The organism is Ensifer sp. B1-9 (genome assembly GCF_050474445.1).
GTDB lineage: Bacteria > Pseudomonadota > Alphaproteobacteria > Rhizobiales > Rhizobiaceae > Ensifer.
In genome coordinates, this window is sequence record NZ_JBCHVG010000002.1 from 441,335 (window position 1) to 458,998 (window position 17,664).

At 62.8% G+C, this 17,664-nt stretch carries 16 protein-coding genes and 3 tRNA genes; 18 read left to right on the forward strand and 1 reads right to left on the reverse strand.

The window, feature by feature from the left end:
• Positions 1 to 96: 96 nt before the first annotated feature.
• From ACQ5BM_RS05340 to ACQ5BM_RS05350, 3 genes are all read left to right on the forward strand, one after another.
• Positions 97 to 1,377, forward strand: a complete 1,281-nt coding sequence (locus tag ACQ5BM_RS05340; RefSeq protein WP_429808718.1) for a metallophosphoesterase family protein — start codon at positions 97 to 99, stop codon at positions 1,375 to 1,377.
• A complete protein-coding gene (locus ACQ5BM_RS05345) occupies positions 1,377 to 4,835 on the forward strand; it encodes an AAA family ATPase (RefSeq protein ID WP_429808721.1) in 3,459 nt (1,152 codons plus the stop codon). Before ACQ5BM_RS05340 ends, ACQ5BM_RS05345 begins: the two co-directional genes overlap by 1 nt.
• 87 nt (positions 4,836 to 4,922) lie before the next feature.
• On the forward strand, positions 4,923 to 5,321 hold the full coding sequence (locus tag ACQ5BM_RS05350; protein ID WP_429808945.1) for a (R)-mandelonitrile lyase: 399 nt from the start codon (positions 4,923 to 4,925) through the stop codon (positions 5,319 to 5,321).
• 200 nt (positions 5,322 to 5,521) lie between these two features.
• Here ACQ5BM_RS05350 and ACQ5BM_RS05355 read toward each other — a convergent pair.
• Positions 5,522 to 5,597, reverse strand: a tRNA-Val gene (locus ACQ5BM_RS05355).
• A 451-nt stretch (positions 5,598 to 6,048) separates the two neighbouring features.
• Here ACQ5BM_RS05355 and ACQ5BM_RS05360 point away from each other — a divergent pair.
• The 15 genes from ACQ5BM_RS05360 (at position 6,049) to nuoK (ending at position 17,661) form a co-directional block, all read left to right on the forward strand.
• Positions 6,049 to 6,125: transfer RNA gene (locus ACQ5BM_RS05360), tRNA-Asp, on the forward strand.
• Between the two features lie 76 nt (positions 6,126 to 6,201).
• Positions 6,202 to 6,278: transfer RNA gene (locus ACQ5BM_RS05365), tRNA-Asp, on the forward strand.
• Between the two features lie 296 nt (positions 6,279 to 6,574).
• The gene (locus tag ACQ5BM_RS05370; RefSeq protein ID WP_429808724.1) at positions 6,575 to 6,940 is read left to right on the forward strand and encodes an NADH-quinone oxidoreductase subunit A; all 366 of its coding nucleotides are present in this window, start codon (positions 6,575 to 6,577) and stop codon (positions 6,938 to 6,940) included.
• On the forward strand, positions 6,931 to 7,512 hold the full coding sequence (locus ACQ5BM_RS05375) for a NuoB/complex I 20 kDa subunit family protein (protein WP_429808727.1): 582 nt from the start codon (positions 6,931 to 6,933) through the stop codon (positions 7,510 to 7,512). The genes ACQ5BM_RS05370 and ACQ5BM_RS05375 overlap by 10 nt, the downstream gene beginning before the upstream one ends.
• A gap of 18 nt (positions 7,513 to 7,530) precedes the next feature.
• Entirely contained in the window at positions 7,531 to 8,136 is a 606-nt protein-coding gene (locus ACQ5BM_RS05380) for an NADH-quinone oxidoreductase subunit C (protein ID WP_429808730.1), read from the forward strand.
• Between the two features lie 57 nt (positions 8,137 to 8,193).
• Complete coding sequence (locus tag ACQ5BM_RS05385) at positions 8,194 to 9,384, forward strand: NADH-quinone oxidoreductase subunit D (RefSeq protein ID WP_173516176.1); 1,191 nt, start codon at positions 8,194 to 8,196, stop codon at positions 9,382 to 9,384.
• The gene (locus ACQ5BM_RS05390; RefSeq protein ID WP_429808733.1) at positions 9,384 to 9,641 is read left to right on the forward strand and encodes a hypothetical protein; all 258 of its coding nucleotides are present in this window, start codon (positions 9,384 to 9,386) and stop codon (positions 9,639 to 9,641) included. Before ACQ5BM_RS05385 ends, ACQ5BM_RS05390 begins: the two co-directional genes overlap by 1 nt.
• A gap of 16 nt (positions 9,642 to 9,657) precedes the next feature.
• Positions 9,658 to 10,788 carry an NADH-quinone oxidoreductase subunit E gene (locus ACQ5BM_RS05395; protein WP_429808736.1) on the forward strand — a complete coding sequence of 377 codons (1,131 nt, stop codon included), beginning with the start codon at positions 9,658 to 9,660 and terminating at the stop codon, positions 10,786 to 10,788.
• Between the two features lie 11 nt (positions 10,789 to 10,799).
• Positions 10,800 to 12,104, forward strand: coding sequence for an NADH-quinone oxidoreductase subunit NuoF (gene nuoF / locus ACQ5BM_RS05400; RefSeq protein ID WP_429808739.1), 1,305 nt, complete (start codon positions 10,800 to 10,802; stop codon positions 12,102 to 12,104).
• Between the two features lie 6 nt (positions 12,105 to 12,110).
• Positions 12,111 to 12,761, forward strand: coding sequence for an NADH:ubiquinone oxidoreductase (locus ACQ5BM_RS05405; protein ID WP_429808742.1), 651 nt, complete (start codon positions 12,111 to 12,113; stop codon positions 12,759 to 12,761).
• A 110-nt stretch (positions 12,762 to 12,871) separates the two neighbouring features.
• A complete protein-coding gene (gene nuoG / locus ACQ5BM_RS05410) occupies positions 12,872 to 14,953 on the forward strand; it encodes an NADH-quinone oxidoreductase subunit NuoG (RefSeq protein WP_429808745.1) in 2,082 nt (693 codons plus the stop codon).
• A 20-nt stretch (positions 14,954 to 14,973) separates the two neighbouring features.
• Complete coding sequence (gene nuoH / locus ACQ5BM_RS05415) at positions 14,974 to 16,017, forward strand: NADH-quinone oxidoreductase subunit NuoH (protein ID WP_429808747.1); 1,044 nt, start codon at positions 14,974 to 14,976, stop codon at positions 16,015 to 16,017.
• Between the two features lie 64 nt (positions 16,018 to 16,081).
• Positions 16,082 to 16,573, forward strand: a complete 492-nt coding sequence (gene nuoI, locus ACQ5BM_RS05420; protein WP_429808750.1) for an NADH-quinone oxidoreductase subunit NuoI — start codon at positions 16,082 to 16,084, stop codon at positions 16,571 to 16,573.
• 137 nt (positions 16,574 to 16,710) lie between these two features.
• Positions 16,711 to 17,325, forward strand: coding sequence for an NADH-quinone oxidoreductase subunit J (locus tag ACQ5BM_RS05425; RefSeq protein WP_057252871.1), 615 nt, complete (start codon positions 16,711 to 16,713; stop codon positions 17,323 to 17,325).
• Positions 17,326 to 17,352: 27 nt separating this feature from the next.
• The gene (gene nuoK / locus ACQ5BM_RS05430) at positions 17,353 to 17,661 is read left to right on the forward strand and encodes an NADH-quinone oxidoreductase subunit NuoK (protein ID WP_025426592.1); all 309 of its coding nucleotides are present in this window, start codon (positions 17,353 to 17,355) and stop codon (positions 17,659 to 17,661) included.
• Positions 17,662 to 17,664: the final 3 nt, after the last annotated feature.

A 17,664-nucleotide genomic window follows, 5' to 3' on the forward strand; every position in this document is an offset into this window, starting at 1 on the left:
GCCTGAAATGTGCTCGTCTGTAACCGGCCAATCTGCCACGTGGATGAAGGGACGCCGCTGATTGACGGGCACCGGCCTGCCGGGCCATGGTCGGCCATGCCCTTCCGCTTCGTCCACACCGCAGATCTTCATCTCGATTCGCCCCTCCGCAGCCTCGCCCTCAGGAACGCCGACCTCGCGGAGATCGTGCGTGGCGCCTCTCGACGCGCCTTCGTCAAGATCGTCGATCTCTGCATCGCCGAGCAGGTCGATGCGCTGCTGATCGCGGGCGATCTCTATGACGGTAGCCAGACGTCGATGAACACGGCGCTGTTTCTCGGACGGGAGTTGCGCCGGCTGGATGAGGCGGGGATCCGGACGTTCGTCATCCGCGGCAACCACGACGCCCAGTCGCAGGTCACCAACGAGCTTACGCTGCCGCCCTCGGCACATGTGTTCAAGGGCAAGGCAAAGGCTGTTCTCGCCAAGACCCTGGCAAGCGGGCGCGACGTCTACGTGCACGGGGTAAGTTTCGCCAGTCCGCACGCGCCGGAAAGCCTGCTGCCGGCCTTTCAGCCGCCGATGCCGGGCGCAGTCAACATCGGCATGCTGCATACCAGCCTTGCCGGCGCCGCTGGCCATGATCCCTATGCGCCCTGCAGTGCCGCCGACCTCGTGGCGCATGGTTTTGACTACTGGGCGCTCGGCCATATCCACCAACGCCAGATCCATGCGACAGGCCGCTTCGTCGTCATGCCCGGCATACCGCAGGGCCGCGACATCAACGAGGCCGGCGTGAAAAGCGTGACGCTGGTGGCGATCGATGACGACGGACGGACCGAGATTGCCGAGATGCCGCTCGGTATCGCCAGTTTCGAGCGCCTGCCGGTCGATATCACCGGCCTCTCCGAGTGGCGCGATGTGCTCGATGCGGTCAGGCAGGCGCTTACGCGCGTCACTGTGGATACGGCCGCGGAAAACGTGATCCTGCGCGTAACGCTGACGGGGGCAACGCCGCTGGCTTGGCGCCTTCGCCATGACACGGACCTGTTGCGCGCCGAGATCGACAACATCGCGGCCGGCATCGTCGGTTGCTGGATCGAGAAGCTGGAACTCGCCTGCCGCAGTCCGCTCGCGGAAAAAACGGGTGCAATGCTGGATCCGGTCGATGAGCTGGTGGCTCTCGTCGAGGCCGACGTTCTGCCCGCCCACGGCTTTCGCCAGGAGGTCCGGGCGGCCGTGGAAGATTTGCTGCAACAGCTGCCGCCGGAGCTGCGCCAAGCTTTGGCGCCTGACGAAGATGCGATCGAACGGCTCGCTTTCGAGGCCGGCGCATCGGGAGGTATGGAGGTGCTTGCCCATCTTCATGGCGGCAGTGCCGGCGAGGGCAGCCACTGATGCGGCTACGTGCGCTTGATCTCGTCCGCTATGGCAAATTCACCGATCGCCGCCTCGACTTCGGTGAGAACACGGCCGATGTGCCCGATCTGCACATCGTCTACGGACCGAACGAAGCGGGCAAATCGACCCTTTTTTCCGGCTTCCTCGATCTGCTCTTCGGGATAGAGCACTCGAGCCCCTATGGGTTCCTGCATCCCTATCCGACGATGCGCGTCGGCGGCACGCTCACGGCGGCCGACCGGACTCACCGTGTGTTCCGGGTCAAACGCAAGACGAACTCGCTGGTTGGTGCTGATGATCAGCCGCTGCCCGACAATCTCTTCTCCGGAGCGCTGGGCGCAATCGACCGCGACACCTATCAGACGATGTTTTCGCTCGATGACGAGAGCATCGAGAAGGGCGGCGAGGCGATCCTGAAGAGCGAGGGCGAGCTTGGATCGCTATTGTTTTCCGCAAGCTCGGGTCTGCCGGATAGCACGGCGATCCTTGCGGCCTTGCGTGGCCAGGCGGACGTCTTCTATCGGCCACAGGCGCGTAAGCATCAGCTTGCCGAGCTGAAGGCGCAGCTTGATGCTTTGAGGACGGAACGAAACGCCCTCGATATCAATGCACGCGAATATGCGGCGCTCCGCAAGACGCTGGCGCAAGCGCGCGACCGTCACGACGAGGCGATCACACGCCGCGCCGAGCTTCGGGTCGCGCGGGCTAGATTGAAGACTGAGATCGAGGCAATGCCGAATTTTGGCCGGCTGCGCGCGCTTCGCATGGAGCTGGCGAGCGCGCCGGTGTTGCCGGTTCCGCCGACCGAATGGGCAACCGAACTGCCGGCGCTTCGCCGCCAGGAAGCGGAGATCGAGGTCAGGCTCCGGCAGACCGAAAGCGAGATGAAGCATCGTCGCGATGCGCTGGAACAATTACCACTCGACAAGGAAGGGCTGTGCCTGGCCGAACGGCTGACGGCGCTGCAGGAGACAGCGCTCGATGCGCGCTATGTTACGGCCGCGCGCGACATGCCGTCGCGATTGGAAGAACTGGCGAGGACGTCTACGGAGATCGCCGGCTGCCTGCTGCGGCTCGGCGAGCCGGCGGACCGCGACCCTGCCGAGCTGCTGCTGCCGGCAGGGGTTGGTGCGCGGCTTCAGGATCTCGCGCGCCGGCATTCTGCCCTGGCCGAACGGTGCACGTCCGCTCGGCACGAAGCGCAGGCCGCCGCCGAGGAAAATCGGGTCGCTGAGTGTGAACTGGCGCGGATCGATGGAGAAGGGGGACCGGCGGATGCCTCGGGTCTTTCCGGGCGGCTAACGCTGCTGCGTCGCAGCGACTGTCTGCTGCGGAAACAGGCAGCCGCACAGTCGCTGGATCGGCTGGAGGCGGAACTTGCCGACAAGCTGTTGCTGCTGCAACCTTTTGCCGGAAGCGCCGACGATCTGCTGGCGCTTGGCGTTCCGGCACCCGGAGCGCTTGAGGCCTGGCGCAAGGCGGCCGCCACATTGGAGGAACGGCAAGCGCGCCTGTCCGATCGCATCGCCGGCGAGCAGGAACTGCTTGCGGGCGAGGAGGCGCGGCTGGACGCGCTGTCTGCCGACGGCGGCACTCTGGACGATGTTTCGGCCGCGGCGCTGCGTCGCCATCGTGATGAGGCCTGGAAACGGCACAAGGACCGGCTCGTCCACGAAACGGCCGTCGTTTTCGAAGAGGCGATGGGCAGGGATGACGAGGTTACCGCGCTGCGCCTCGCCGAAACGGCGCGGCTCGCCGAGATGCGCGGCTTATCCCTTTCACTCGCCGAGCGACGCGCCCGGCTCGCGGCGCTCCGCGAACAGCAGCAGCGGTGCAGCGAGGAAGGGAAGGCCCAGGCGCAGGTTCTCGCAGCCATCGCTACGTCGTGCGGCTTACCCAGCGTCACGAGTTTGCCGCAAGTGGAGGCCTGGCTTGCCGTTCGGATTTCGGTGCTCGAGATTCGCGCGCAATTGCGTGTGGCGCGCCTGGAATTTGAGCGCGCGCATGCCGAGGAAGCCGAAGCGATTCGCGCGATCAGCGGCGAGCTTGCCGGCATCGGCATACGAGAGGGGTTGCCGGAGCGGCTCGACGATCTCCTGCTGATCGCCGAGCGGGTCGTATCGCAAGCGCAAGCGGCGGCCGCCGCCCGCAACGCGGCCCGCGAGGCGGTGAAGCGCGGCGCAACGGTTCTTGACGGCCGCCGCGCGGCCCTTGACCTTGCCGAGACAGAGATGGCTGCCTGGCAGGAGCAGTGGAATGCGCTTCTCGCCAAGAGCTGGCTTGCCGAACGCAGCGAACAGCTCGTGCCGGAGCAAATTGGCGCGATGCTCGCTATCCTGCAGGATCTGGACAAGCTCGCGCAACGCAAGGCCGATCTCGAATATCGCGTCATCGGCATGCGCAAGGATCAGGCAGCTTTCGAGCGCGATATCGCCGACCTTGCCGGCGCATCCGCGACAGACGATACGTTCGCAACTTTTACGATGCTCAAGGCGCGTGCCGCCGAGGCGCAGCGGATTGCCGATCGCCGGGCGACCTTTCTGTCGGAACTGGCCCGACTGGAGGAAGAGCGGCGCGAAATCTGTGGCGCACGCGAGATTCATGGCGCGCGCCGGCGCCTCGTTACTGAATTCTTCGCGTGCGATACACTCGAGGAAGCCGCGCAGCAGTTTGAAAACGCGCGCGAGCAGGAGCGCCTGCGACAGCGAATAGCCGAACTGGAAGCGGACCTCGCATCCCGACTTGGCGTTGCCAAGTGCGAGGAGGCCGAGGCGTTGCTCGCTGAGTTCGATGACGCCGCGGTCCGGCTGGAGCTGGCGCGGCTCGACGCGGCGCTCGAAGACAGCGACCGCGACGTCAGCGAATCGCACACGGATATGCGCGGCAAGGAGAAGGCGCTCGCCGATGTCGAAGGCGGGGATACGGTGGCCGAACTCGATCAGAAGCGGCGAACGCTGCTGCTTGAGATTGAGAGCAGGGCGCTCGCTTACCTGCGGCTCCGGGCAGGCGTCATCGCGGCGGAAACGGCGCTTCGGCTTTTCCGCGAGCGGCACCGCAGCGCGATGATGCGCCGGGCCTCCGAAACCTTCAGCCGCATCAGCGGCGGAGAATATTCCGGCCTGTCGGCGCAATCCGACAGGGGGCAGGAGTTTCTGATCGCCAACGCCGCCGGCGGCGGATCGAAACTTGCCAAGGATCTCTCCAAAGGCACCCGATTCCAACTTTATCTGGCGCTCAGAATCGCCGGCTATCACGAAATCGCGGCAGCACGCGAATCGCTGCCCTTCATCGCCGACGACATCATGGAGACTTTCGACGACGGGCGCGCCGGCCGTGCCTTCGAGCAGATGGCTGACATGGCGCGCGTGGGCCAGGTGATCTATCTGACGCACCACGAACACCTTTGCGAGATCGCCCGTGCTGCCTGCCCGACTGTGACAATCCACAGGTTATGATAGGGTCGCGGAAAGGCGATGCCTGTTCGGCGTGACGCACTTTCGCTGAACGGAAGTGCCGCAAACGAAAACCCGGAGGAACGAGAGATGGAGATCATACCCGGTGGATCGAGACCTTCGATGCGCGCGCCGGCGGAGTATTTCACCGGCACAGTGCGGCAGGACCCGGTCATCGAGGCCGCGGATCCGGCGCGGGTCCGCGCGGTCAGCGTTACCTTCGAGCCGGGGGCCCGCACCGCCTGGCACACCCATCCGCTCGGCCAGACACTGATCGTGACCGCGGGCCGCGGCCTGGCGCAGACCTGGGGCGGCCCGGTGCGCGAGATTCGCGTGGGCGATGTCGTCTGGTTCCCGCCGGGCGAAAAGCACTGGCATGGGGCCGCGCCCGAGACCGCAATGGTGCACCTGGCTATTCAGGAAGCGCTCGACGGCAAGGCTGTGGATTGGCTGGAGCATGTGACCGACGAGCAGTATCACGGTGCGTAAGCGCGCCGCGCGGGACTGCGTATCCGGCGAAATTAGCGGTCGTGTCGACAGGTTGCTTCGATCGTGATTGTCGAGGCCCTGATTCCCGCCCGCTTAAAGCGCATCGCCCATCTCGAAGAGATTATGAAGGCAGGCGCGAGCTGCGCACGAATACACAGCGATGCCGCAAGTGTATGGATGTCGATCTTCGGGGAGAATAATGGTGGGCGATGAGAGACTCGAACTCCCGACATCCTCGGTGTAAACGAGGCGCTCTACCAACTGAGCTAATCGCCCTTCCGCATCCGGACCGGATCAGTCCGCCGCGTCGGTGGCCGTGATCTAGGCGTAACCGAAAAAAACCGCAAGAGCATTTGTATCGTTTTTATGATTTTTTTTGTTACGGGTTGCGCAACGCCCTGAATTGCCGGGGTTCGTGCTTGTGGACAGGAAAGCGGGTTCTTGGCCGCCCCGCGCGGCGGGGGAGGGCGAGAAACAAAGATTCGCTGTTCGGCACCATCGGACGGGATAGAAGCGGCGGCCGGAGTGACCTGTGGCTGCGTCGTGCACGCGATCCAGCTTCCAGAAGTTTGCCGTCACCCTGGCCTGTGGATCATTTTTCGTTCCGTCATGGATTTGTCTTCAAACACGCTTGACACCCAAATGCGAACCGCTTAGTTAGCCGCTCATCGAACGGGCAAGCCCGCTCGGTGCCGGGGCGGAAACGCTCCAGCCAAGTCAAGATGATGCGGGTGTAGCTCAGTCGGTTAGAGTGCCGGCCTGTCACGCCGGAGGTCGCGGGTTCGAGCCCCGTCACTCGCGCCACTCTTGATCTGGTTCTGCCTAGGCATTCTCATGAATGGCCAATGGTGGTAATAATGATCGTTCACGGTCATCATGCGCGGGTGTAGCTCAGTCGGTTAGAGTGCCGGCCTGTCACGCCGGAGGTCGCGGGTTCGAGCCCCGTCACTCGCGCCACTTTCCTCTTCCAGATTTTCCTGTTTCTGTGTTGTGTGGCTGGATTTGTGCGCTGCGGCAATCTGTCTCGCATTGCCGCTGTTTACGGTAAAGTCGACGATGGCCCGTAATTCCGAGCTTTGTCGCGCCCACCCATTCGATCCTGTGTCGTGAACCGGTTTAAATGACCCTTGAAGGCTTGCGCGCAGGCGCGGGCTGCGCTAACCACTCTGGCGTTGCAACATATTTTTCGGCCTGCGAGATCTGTTGTTTTGGTGCTCTCCCATGCGCCCTCCCGCAGGCAGGGACGGATAACAATGACTGAACTTCTCGGTTCCTACGTTCCGATCGCGATTTTCATTGGAATCGCATTGGTGATCGGCCTGGCGCTTCTGATTGCTCCCTTCGCCGTCGCCTTCAAGGCTCCTGATTCGGAAAAGCTGTCGGCCTATGAGTGCGGCTTCAATGCGTTCGATGACGCCCGCATGAAGTTCGACATCCGCTTTTATCTCGTGTCGATCCTCTTCATCATCTTCGACCTCGAAGTCGCCTTCCTCTTCCCCTGGGCGGTTTCGTTCCATGATCTGGGCTGGTTCGGCTTCTGGTCGATGATGGTCTTCCTCGCCGTGCTGACGATCGGCTTTGTCTATGAATGGAAGAAGGGAGCGCTGGAATGGAACTAGCATCATCCGGCACCGCGCTCGTTGCGCCCAAGCCGAAGGGGATCATCGATCCCGCCACTGGCAAGCCGATTGGCAGCAATGACGCATTCTTCGGCGAGATCAACAACGAGCTCGCCGACAAGGGTTTTCTCGTTACTTCGACGGACGAGCTCATCAACTGGGCCCGTACCGGCTCGCTGATGTGGATGACGTTCGGTCTCGCCTGCTGTGCGGTCGAGATGATGCAGATGTCGATGCCGCGCTACGATGCCGAGCGTTTCGGTTTTGCGCCGCGCGCCTCGCCGCGCCAGTCCGACGTCATGATCGTCGCCGGCACGTTGACCAACAAGATGGCGCCTGCGCTTCGCAAGGTCTATGACCAGATGCCGGAGCCGCGTTACGTCATCTCGATGGGCTCCTGCGCCAACGGCGGCGGCTACTATCACTATTCCTATTCGGTTGTTCGCGGCTGCGACCGCGTCGTTCCCGTCGACATCTATGTGCCAGGCTGTCCTCCCACGGCAGAAGCGCTGCTTTACGGCGTGCTGCTGCTGCAGAAGAAGATCCGCCGGACCGGCACGATCGAGCGCTAAGGGCAGGGGGTCTTTGATATGAGTGAAGCCCTGAACGAGCTTGCGTCCTACCTGCGTGAGACGCGCGGTGCGCTGATTTCCGACGCATCGCTGGCCTATGGCGAACTGACGCTGACGACGACGGCGGCAAACCTCATCGCGCTGCTCACTTTCCTGCGCGATGACGTGCAATGCGCCTTCGTCAACTTCGTCGATGTCTGCGGCGTCGACTGGCCGCAGCGGCCGGATCGCTTCGATGTCGTCTATCACCTGCTGTCGCCGCGCCAGAACCTGCGCGTGCGCGTCAAGGTTTCGACCGGCGAGAACGAACCGGTTCCATCGGCGACGCCGGTCTATCCGGGCGCCGATTGGTTCGAGCGCGAAGCCTACGACATGTACGGCATCCTGTTCACCGGCCATCCGGACCTGCGCCGCATCCTGACGGACTACGGTTTCGAAGGACATCCGCTGCGCAAGGACTTTCCGGTCACCGGTTTTGTCGAGGTGCGCTATGACGACGAAGCCAAGCGCGTCGTCTACGAGCCCGTCGAGCTGAAGCAGGAATTCCGCAACTTCGACTTCCTCTCTCCCTGGGAAGGCACGGACTACGTGCTGCCTGGCGACGAGAAAGCGAAAGCACGGTGAGACTAAGTGGCCCGCGGTAGCCGCCAAGCGGCTGCCGTCCGGCCTGGAGCAATCGGTATGACCGAACACAATGTCCGCAACTTCAACATCAACTTTGGTCCGCAGCATCCGGCGGCGCACGGCGTTCTTCGTCTGGTGCTCGAGCTTGATGGCGAAATCGTCGAACGCGTCGATCCGCATATCGGCCTTCTGCATCGCGGAACCGAGAAGCTGATCGAGACCAAGACCTATCTGCAGGCCGTGCCCTATTTCGACCGCCTCGACTACGTGGCGCCGATGAACCAGGAGCATGCTTTCGCGCTTGCGGTCGAAAAGCTGACGGGCACGGAAGTCCCGATTCGCGGTCAGCTCATCCGTGTCCTCTATTCGGAAATCGGCCGCATCCTCTCGCACCTCTTGAACGTCACCACGCAGGCCATGGACGTCGGCGCGCTGACGCCGCCGCTCTGGGGCTTCGAAGAGCGCGAAAAGCTGATGGTGTTCTATGAGCGTGCCTGTGGCGCGCGCATGCACTCGGCCTATTTCCGTCCGGGCGGCGTCCACCAGGACCTGCCGCACGAGTTGGTCGAAGACATCGGCAAATGGATCGATCCGTTCCTGAAGACCGTCGACGACATTGATGAGCTGCTCACCGGCAACCGCATCTTCAAGCAGCGCAACGTCGACATCGGCGTCGTCAAGCTCGATGACGCCTGGGCCTGGGGCTTCTCGGGCGTGATGGTGCGCGGCTCGGGCGCTGCCTGGGACCTGCGCCGCTCGCAACCCTACGAGTGCTACTCGGATCTCGAATTCGATATCCCGATCGGCAAGAACGGCGACTGCTTCGACCGCTACCTGATCCGCATGATCGAGATGCGCCAGTCGGCGCGCATCATGCGTCAGTGCGTCGATCGCCTGCTCGGCGATGCCAAGGTCGGTCCGGTTTCGTCGCTCGACGGCAAGATCGTTCCGCCGAAGCGCGGCGAGATGAAACGTTCGATGGAAGCGCTGATCCACCACTTCAAGCTCTACACCGAAGGCTATCACGTGCCGGCCGGCGAAGTTTACGCTGCCGTCGAAGCGCCGAAGGGCGAGTTCGGCGTCTATCTCGTCTCCGACGGCACCAACAAGCCCTATCGCTGCAAGATCCGCGCGCCGGGTTACGCACATCTCCAGGCGATGGATTTCCTCTGTCGAGGACACCAGCTTGCCGACGTTTCGGCCGTGCTGGGCTCCCTCGATATCGTGTTCGGTGAGGTAGACCGCTGATGCGTCTCGTGCCCCTGGCCGCGCTTGCTCTTCTCGCTTTCGCATCGGCCGCTCCTGCGCAGGAGTCGGTCGACAGCGGTGCGACGTCGGGTGGCATGCGCGGGGGCTCGATGGCCGACCTCGTCGCCAAGGGCTACGAGATCAAGGCCGCGGTCGCCAATGGCACGCGCTACATCGTATTTTTGCAGAAAGACCAGTCAGCCTATGCCTGCGAATTCGTCTCGGTGACGAAATCGCGGTGCGGTTCGATTAACTGATAAGGTGTCCACTAGAATGTCCGTTCGTCGACTAGCCGAAGACACCGTCCAGCCAGCGAGCTTTGCCTTCAGCAAGGAGAACGCCGCCTGGGCGAAGGAAACGATCAAGAAATACCCCAAGGGTCGTGAGCAGTCCGCCGTCATCCCGCTTTTGATGCGCGCTCAAGATCAGGACGGCTGGGTGACGAAGGCGGCCATCGAGTCGATCGCCGACATGCTTGGCATGGCCTATATCCGCGTGCTCGAAGTTGCGACCTTCTACACCCAGTTCCAGCTTAAGCCGGTCGGCACGCGCGCCCACGTCCAGGTTTGCGGCACGACGCCGTGCATGCTGCGCGGCGCCGAGGATCTGATCAAGGTCTGCAAGAGCAAGATCGCCCGTGACCCCTTCACCCTCAACGAGAGCGGCACGCTCTCCTGGGAAGAGGTTGAATGTCAGGGCGCCTGCGTCAACGCGCCGATGGTCATGATCTTCAAGGATACTTTCGAAGACCTGACGCCCGAGAAGCTCGAGCAGATCATCGACCGCTTCGAGGCAGGCAAGGGTGCCGAAGTTACCCCGGGTCCGCAGATCGACCGCATCTATTCCGCGCCGGAAGGCGGCCTGACGACGCTGATGACGGCTGACCCGGCTCCGGCAAAGACTGCGACCAGCGTCGCCAAGAAAGTCAGCGATGGGCCGGCCGTTTCCGTGCCGCCGTCGAATGCCGCCCGTGCCAAGACCGCTGCCAGCGAGACCAATGCATCCTTGAAGACGCCGGCGACGGCGAAGGCGGAAGCCGCTGCCAACGCCAAGGTCGAAGGTGACACCGTCGACAAATCGAAGCCGGCCAAGGCTGCCGCCGTAGCCGGCAAGCCCTCGCTCGAGGACAAGAACCGCCCGGCAGGCATCGAAAAGCCGGCGGCCGTCGACGACCTCAAGCTGATCTCCGGCGTCGGGCCGAAGATCGAGGGCACGCTGAACGAACTGGGCATCTACACCTACGCGCAAGTTGCTTCGTGGAAGAAGGCGGAGCGCGAGTGGGTCGATGGATACCTGAATTTCAAGGGCCGCATCGAACGCGACGACTGGGTCAAGCAGGCCAAGGCGCTCGCCAAGGGCGGCGAAGCCGAATACATCAAGGTCTTCGGCAAGAAGCCGCGGTAAAGAGGTGAATTATGCTCAGAGATGAAGACCGCATCTTTACCAATATCTACGGCCTCAAGGACAAGTCCCTGAAGGGCGCCATGGCGCGCGGCCATTGGGACGGCACCAAGCAGTTGCTCGAAAAGGGCCGTGACTGGATCGTCAACGAAGTGAAGGCCTCCGGCCTGCGCGGCCGTGGCGGCGCCGGCTTCCCGACCGGCCTCAAGTGGTCCTTCATGCCGAAGGAAAGCGATGGCCGTCCGCACTATCTCGTCGTCAATGCCGACGAGTCCGAGCCCGGCACCTGCAAGGACCGTGACATCATGCGTCACGACCCGCACACCCTGATCGAAGGCTGCGTCATCGCCAGCTTCGCCATGGGTGCACATGTCGCCTATATTTACGTCCGCGGTGAATTCATCCGCGAGCGCGAGGCGCTGCAGGCGGCGATCGACGAATGCTACGCCTACGGCCTGCTCGGCAAGAACAGCAAGCTCGGCTACGACATCGATATTTACGTGCACCATGGTGCCGGTGCCTATATCTGCGGCGAAGAAACCGCGCTGCTCGAAAGCCTCGAAGGCAAGAAGGGCCAGCCGCGCCTGAAGCCGCCGTTCCCGGCCAACATGGGCCTCTATGGCTGCCCGACGACCGTCAACAACGTCGAGTCGATCGCAGTCACGCCGACCATCCTGCGCCGCGGCGCCGGCTGGTACACGAGCTTCGGTCGTCCGAACAACCACGGCACCAAGCTCTATTCGGTTTCCGGTCACGTCAACCGCCCGTGCACGGTCGAAGACGCGATGTCGATCCCGTTCCATGAACTGATCGAAAAGCACTGTGGCGGCATTCGCGGCGGCTGGGACAACCTGCTCGCCGTCATCCCCGGTGGCTCGTCCGTTCCCTGCGTGCCCGGCGCGCAGATGAAGGACGCGATCATGGACTATGACGGCCTGCGCGAGCTTGGCTCCGGTCTCGGCACCGCTGCCGTCATCGTCATGGACAAGTCGACCGACATCATCAAGGCGATCTGGCGCCTCTCGGCCTTCTACAAGCACGAGAGCTGCGGTCAGTGCACGCCGTGCCGCGAAGGCACGGGCTGGATGATGCGCGTGATGGAACGCATGGTGCAGGGCCGCGCCCAGAAGCGCGAGATCGACATGCTGTTCGACGTCACCAAGCAGGTCGAAGGCCACACGATCTGCGCGCTCGGCGACGCAGCCGCCTGGCCGATCCAGGGCCTGATCAAGCATTTCCGTCCGGAAATGGAAAAGCGCATCGACGAATACACGCGCAATGCCTCGTCGCATGGCGCGGTTCTGGAAGCGGCGGAGTAACGGACGATGGCCGGCGCGCGCGGAGAAGGGCAGATGAAGGGAGAGGCCGAAGCAGGCATTCCGTTCGCACGTCCGCTTGGCGGCGATCCGGCCGATCCGTTCGGCATGGCCGAGTGGATGAAGGGTCTGTCGCAGGTGCCGTTGCACCCGCTGATGGTGCATCCGGCTGCCGCGGTTGCTGCGGCGACCGCGATCGGCTTCGGCCTTACGAGCCACTTTGCAGGCGCTATGTTCGGCGCGATGAAGGGTGCTGTCGAGGCGGCTCAGAAGCGGGCGGAACCCGCAGCTTCTGGCGCGAGGGCCCCGGTTGTCGCAAAGACGGTGCAAGCCGAAGCAAAGCCGGAACCGGTCGCCAGGCCGTCCACGGCCGCCAAGCGCGTTGCGGCGAAGCCGGTGATTGATAAGGCAGCCGTCGAGAAGCCGGTTAAGGTTCGCGCGGCGCGGGTCAAGGCGAAGGCCGCTGACGACCTGAAGCGGATCTCCGGTATCGGCCCGAAGCTCGAGCAGGTGCTGAACGGGAAGGGCGTGCGCGATTTTGCCGACATTGCCGGCTGGAGCGACGCGGACGTTGCCCGCTTCGATGACGAACTCGGTTTCGGCGGCCGCATCAAGCGGGATGACTGGGTTGGACAGGCCAAAGCGCTGAAAGGCGCGTGAGACAATAGGGGCGGGGACCTGAGACGGTCATCGCCCGCAAGCAGCAAGGCTGTGTTGGAATTGTCCATCGCCGGAAGGCCGATGGACGGAAGACAGGATTGAGTACGAAGATGGCAAAGCTGAAAGTCGACGGAAAAGAGATCGAGGTACCGGATCATTTCACGCTGCTTCAGGCGTGCGAAGAGGCCGGAGCCGAGGTTCCGCGCTTCTGTTTCCACGAGCGGCTTTCGGTCGCCGGCAACTGCCGCATGTGTCTGATCGAGGTGAAGGGAGGGCCGCCGAAGCCCGCCGCCTCCTGCGCCATGGGTGTGCGCGACCTTCGTCCGGGCCCGAACGGCGAAGCGCCGGAAGTCTTCACGACCACGCCGATGGTCAAGAAGGCCCGCGAAGGCGTGATGGAATTCCTGCTGATCAACCATCCGCTCGACTGCCCGATCTGTGACCAGGGCGGCGAATGCGACCTGCAGGACCAGGCGATGGCCTTCGGCATCGACAGTTCGCGCTACCAGGAAAACAAGCGCGCCGTCGAAGACAAGTATATCGGCCCGCTCGTCAAGACCGTGATGAACCGCTGCATCCACTGCACGCGCTGCGTCCGCTTCACGACCGAAGTTGCCGGTATTGCCGAGCTTGGCCTGATCGGCCGCGGCGAAGACGCCGAGATCACCACCTATCTCGAGCAGGCCATGACGTCCGAATTGCAGGGCAATGTCGTTGACCTCTGCCCGGTCGGCGCGCTGACCTCGAAGCCGTTTGCCTTTACCGCCCGTCCGTGGGAGCTGAACAAGACCGAATCCATCGACGTGATGGACGCGCTGGGCTCTGCGATCCGCGTCGATACCCGCGGCCGCGAAGTCATGCGCATCATGCCGCGCGTCAACGAAGACATCAATGAAGAGTGGATCTCCGACAAGAGCCGCTTCATCTGGGACGGCCTGAAGACGCAGCGCCTCGATCGTCCCTACGTCAAGAAGGATGGCCGACTGCAGCCGACGACTTGGGGTGAAGCCTTCCAGGCGATCAAGGCTGCCGTTGCCCAGACCTCCGGCGACAAGATCGGCGCCATTGCCGGCGACCTCGCTTCGATCGAGGAAATGTATGCACTGAAGAGCCTGATCGCAGCGCTCGGCTCCGAGAGCGTCGACTGCCGCCAGGATGGCGCAGCACTCGACCCGTCGCTTGGCCGTGCCAGCTACCTCTTCAACCCGACGATCGCCGGCATCGAAAGCGCCGACGCTCTGTTGATCATCGGCTCGAACCCGCGCTTCGAGGCGTCCGTCCTCAACGCCCGTATCCGCAAGCGCTACCGCATGGGCAATTTCCCGATCGCCGTGATCGGCGAGCCCGGTGAACTGCGCTACGAATACGAGTATCTCGGCGCCGGCACCGAAACGCTGGCCGAGCTCGTTTCCGGCAAGGGCAAGTTCGTCGCAACGCTGAAGAAGGCCCAGCGCCCGATGATCATCATCGGCCAGGGCGCGATCGCAGGGGAGGGCGGTGCCGCCGTTCTCGCTGCTGCGGCCAAGCTCGCGGGCGCCGTCGGTGCGGTCACCGGCGAGTGGAACGGTTTTGCCGTCCTTCACACGGCCGCTTCCCGTGTCGGTGGTCTCGACCTCGGCTTCGTGCCGGGTGCGAACGGCAAGTCGGCCGCCGAAATGGTCACTGCTTCCGACGTTCTCTTCCTGCTCGGCGCTGACGAGATCGATCTTTCGGCGCGCAAGTCCGGCTTCACCGTCTATATTGGCTCGCACGGCGACAACGGCGCGCATGCTGCCGACGTCATCCTGCCGGGCGCAACCTACACCGAAAAGTCCGGCACTTGGGTCAACACCGAGGGACGCGTTCAGGTCGGCAACCGCGCCGGCTTCGCACCGGGCGATGCACGTGAGGACTGGGCGATCATCCGTGCACTCTCCGACGTTCTCGGCAAGAAGCTGCCCTTTGATTCGCTTGGCGAATTGCGCTCGAAGCTCTATGCGGCCCACCCGCATTTCGCTGACGTCGACGCAATCGCGACCGGTAACGGCGACGAAATTGCCGCACTCGGCCAAAAAGCCGGTGAGATGGGCAAATCCGTGTTTGCGTCTCCGGTCAAAGACTTCTATTTGACGAACCCGATAGCGCGCGCATCCGCCGTCATGGCCGAATGCTCGGCTTTGGCACGCAACAATTTCAAAGCTGCGGCGGAATGAGCGCGAGGGAATAGAGTATCATGGACGCTTTCGTTTCGACCTATGTCTGGCCCGCGATCATCATGGTCGCCCAGTCGCTGCTGCTCCTGGTCGCGCTGCTGCTTTTCATCGCCTACATCCTGCTCGCCGACCGTAAGATCTGGGCCGCAGTTCAGCTCCGCCGTGGTCCGAATGTGGTAGGCCCCTGGGGACTTTTCCAGTCCTTCGCCGACCTTTTGAAGTTCGTCTTCAAGGAGCCGGTGATTCCGGCCGGCGCCAACAAGGCGATCTTCCTGCTCGCCCCGCTCGTTTCCGTCACGCTGGCGCTCGCCGCCTGGGCGGTGATCCCGCTCAACGCCGGATGGGTGATCGCGAACATCAACGTCGGCATCCTCTTCGTGTTCGCCATATCTTCTCTTGAAGTTTATGGCATCATCATGGGCGGCTGGGCGTCGAACTCCAAGTATCCGTTCCTCGGTGCGCTCCGTTCCGCGGCGCAGATGGTTTCCTACGAAGTCTCGATCGGCTTCGTCATCGTCACCGTCCTGCTTTGCGTCGGCTCGCTGAACCTGACGGACATCGTCAACGCCCAGACCGACGGCATCGGCACGCGCCTCGGCCTCCCGGCGTCCTTCCTTGACTGGCACTGGCTGGCATTGTTCCCGATGTTCATCGTGTTCTTCATTTCGGCGCTCGCCGAAACGAACCGCCCGCCCTTCGACCTGCCGGAAGCCGAATCCGAACTCGTCGCCGGCTTCATGGTCGAGTACGGCTCCACTCCGTACATGATGTTCATGCTCGGCGAATATGCCGCCATCTGCCTGATGTGTGCGCTGACGACGATCCTGTTCCTTGGCGGCTGGCTGCCTCCGGTCGACGTCTGGTTCCTGAACTGGGTTCCCGGCATCATCTGGTTCGTTCTGAAGGCATCCTTCGTGTTCTTCATGTTCGCGATGGTGAAGGCTTTCGTTCCGCGTTACCGCTACGACCAGCTGATGCGTCTCGGCTGGAAGGTCTTCCTGCCGCTTTCTCTTGCAATGGTCGTGATCACTGCATTCGTTCTCAAGCTGACGGGAGCCGCATGACGATGGCTCACGTTTTGCAGCATACCGCCGGCCGCTCCCAGGCCGGCAATTCTGGAGGTAAATGATGGCCGGTCTTTCGCAAGCCGTCAGCTCGCTGTTCCTGAAGGAATTCGTCGGCGCGTTCTTTCTGTCGATGCGCTATTTCTTCAAGCCGAAGGCGACGGTGAACTATCCCTTCGAAAAAGGGCCGGTCAGCCCGCGCTTCCGCGGCGAGCATGCTCTGCGCCGCTATCCGAATGGTGAAGAGCGTTGCATCGCCTGCAAGCTGTGCGAGGCGATCTGTCCTGCACAGGCCATCACCATCGAAGCCGGACCGCGCCGCAACGACGGCACGCGCCGCACGGTGCGCTACGACATCGACATGGTGAAGTGCATCTATTGCGGTTTCTGCCAGGAAGCCTGTCCGGTCGATGCCATCGTCGAAGGCCCGAACTTCGAGTTCGCCACCGAGACGCGCGAAGAGCTTTACTACGACAAGGACAAGCTCCTCGCCAACGGCGACCGTTGGGAACGGGAAATCGCACGCAACATCGCAATGGACTCGCCCTATCGCTGAGGCCGGAGCGTAGTGCCGCCCCGGGAGGGCGGCGCATGTGACATAGGTTTGGGCAACGGCCGGACGCGTGTCCGGCTTTGCCTGTGGAGTGGAGCCAGAAGCGCTTCACGCCGTGCAAGACGAAAAAGGCACCGATCATGGGTCTGCAGGTTCTTTTTTTCTATCTCTTTGCCTTCATCGCGGTGGCGTCGGCATTTATGGTCATTGCGGCCAGGAACCCGGTTTATTCGGTTCTGTTCCTGATCCTGACCTTCTTTAACTCGGCGGGCCTGTTCCTGCTGACCGGCGCCGAATTCCTCGCGATGATCCTGCTGGTCGTCTATGTCGGTGCGGTCGCGGTGCTCTTCCTGTTCGTGGTCATGATGCTCGACATCGACTTCGCGGAATTGCGTGCAGGCGTGCTCGAATACGCGCCGATCGGCGCCCTGATCGGCCTGATCCTCGCAGCCGAGCTCATCATCGTGGTCGGCGGCGCAACCTTCTCGCCGGAAATCGCCAAGGCGATTTCGATGCCGATCCCGGCCGTCACGGAGCGGACGAACACGGCAGCCCTCGGCGACGTGCTCTACACCCACTACGTCTACTTCTTCCAGATCGCCGGCCTCGTGCTGCTCGTCGCCATGATCGGCGCGATCGTGCTGACCCTGCGCCATCGCGAAAACATCAAGCGCCAGAACATCCCGCAGCAGGTTGCCCGTACACCCGAGACCGCCGTCGAAGTGGTCACGGTCAAGCCGGGCCAGGGCATCTAAGTCGGACGCGAGATCGAGGAACAAAAAATGGAAATCGGAATTTCCCACTATCTCACCGTCAGCGCCATCCTGTTCACGCTGGGCGTCTTTGGCATCTTCCTGAACCGGAAGAACGTCATCGTCATCCTGATGTCGGTCGAACTCATTCTTCTCGCGGTCAACATCAACATGGTTGCCTTTTCGTCGTTCCTGAACGACATCACAGGCCAGGTCTTCGCCCTGTTCATCCTGACCGTCGCGGCTGCGGAAGCGGCCATCGGACTTGCAATTCTCGTCGTCTTCTACCGCAACCGCGGCTCGATCGCTGTTGAAGACGTCAACATGATGAAGGGCTGATTG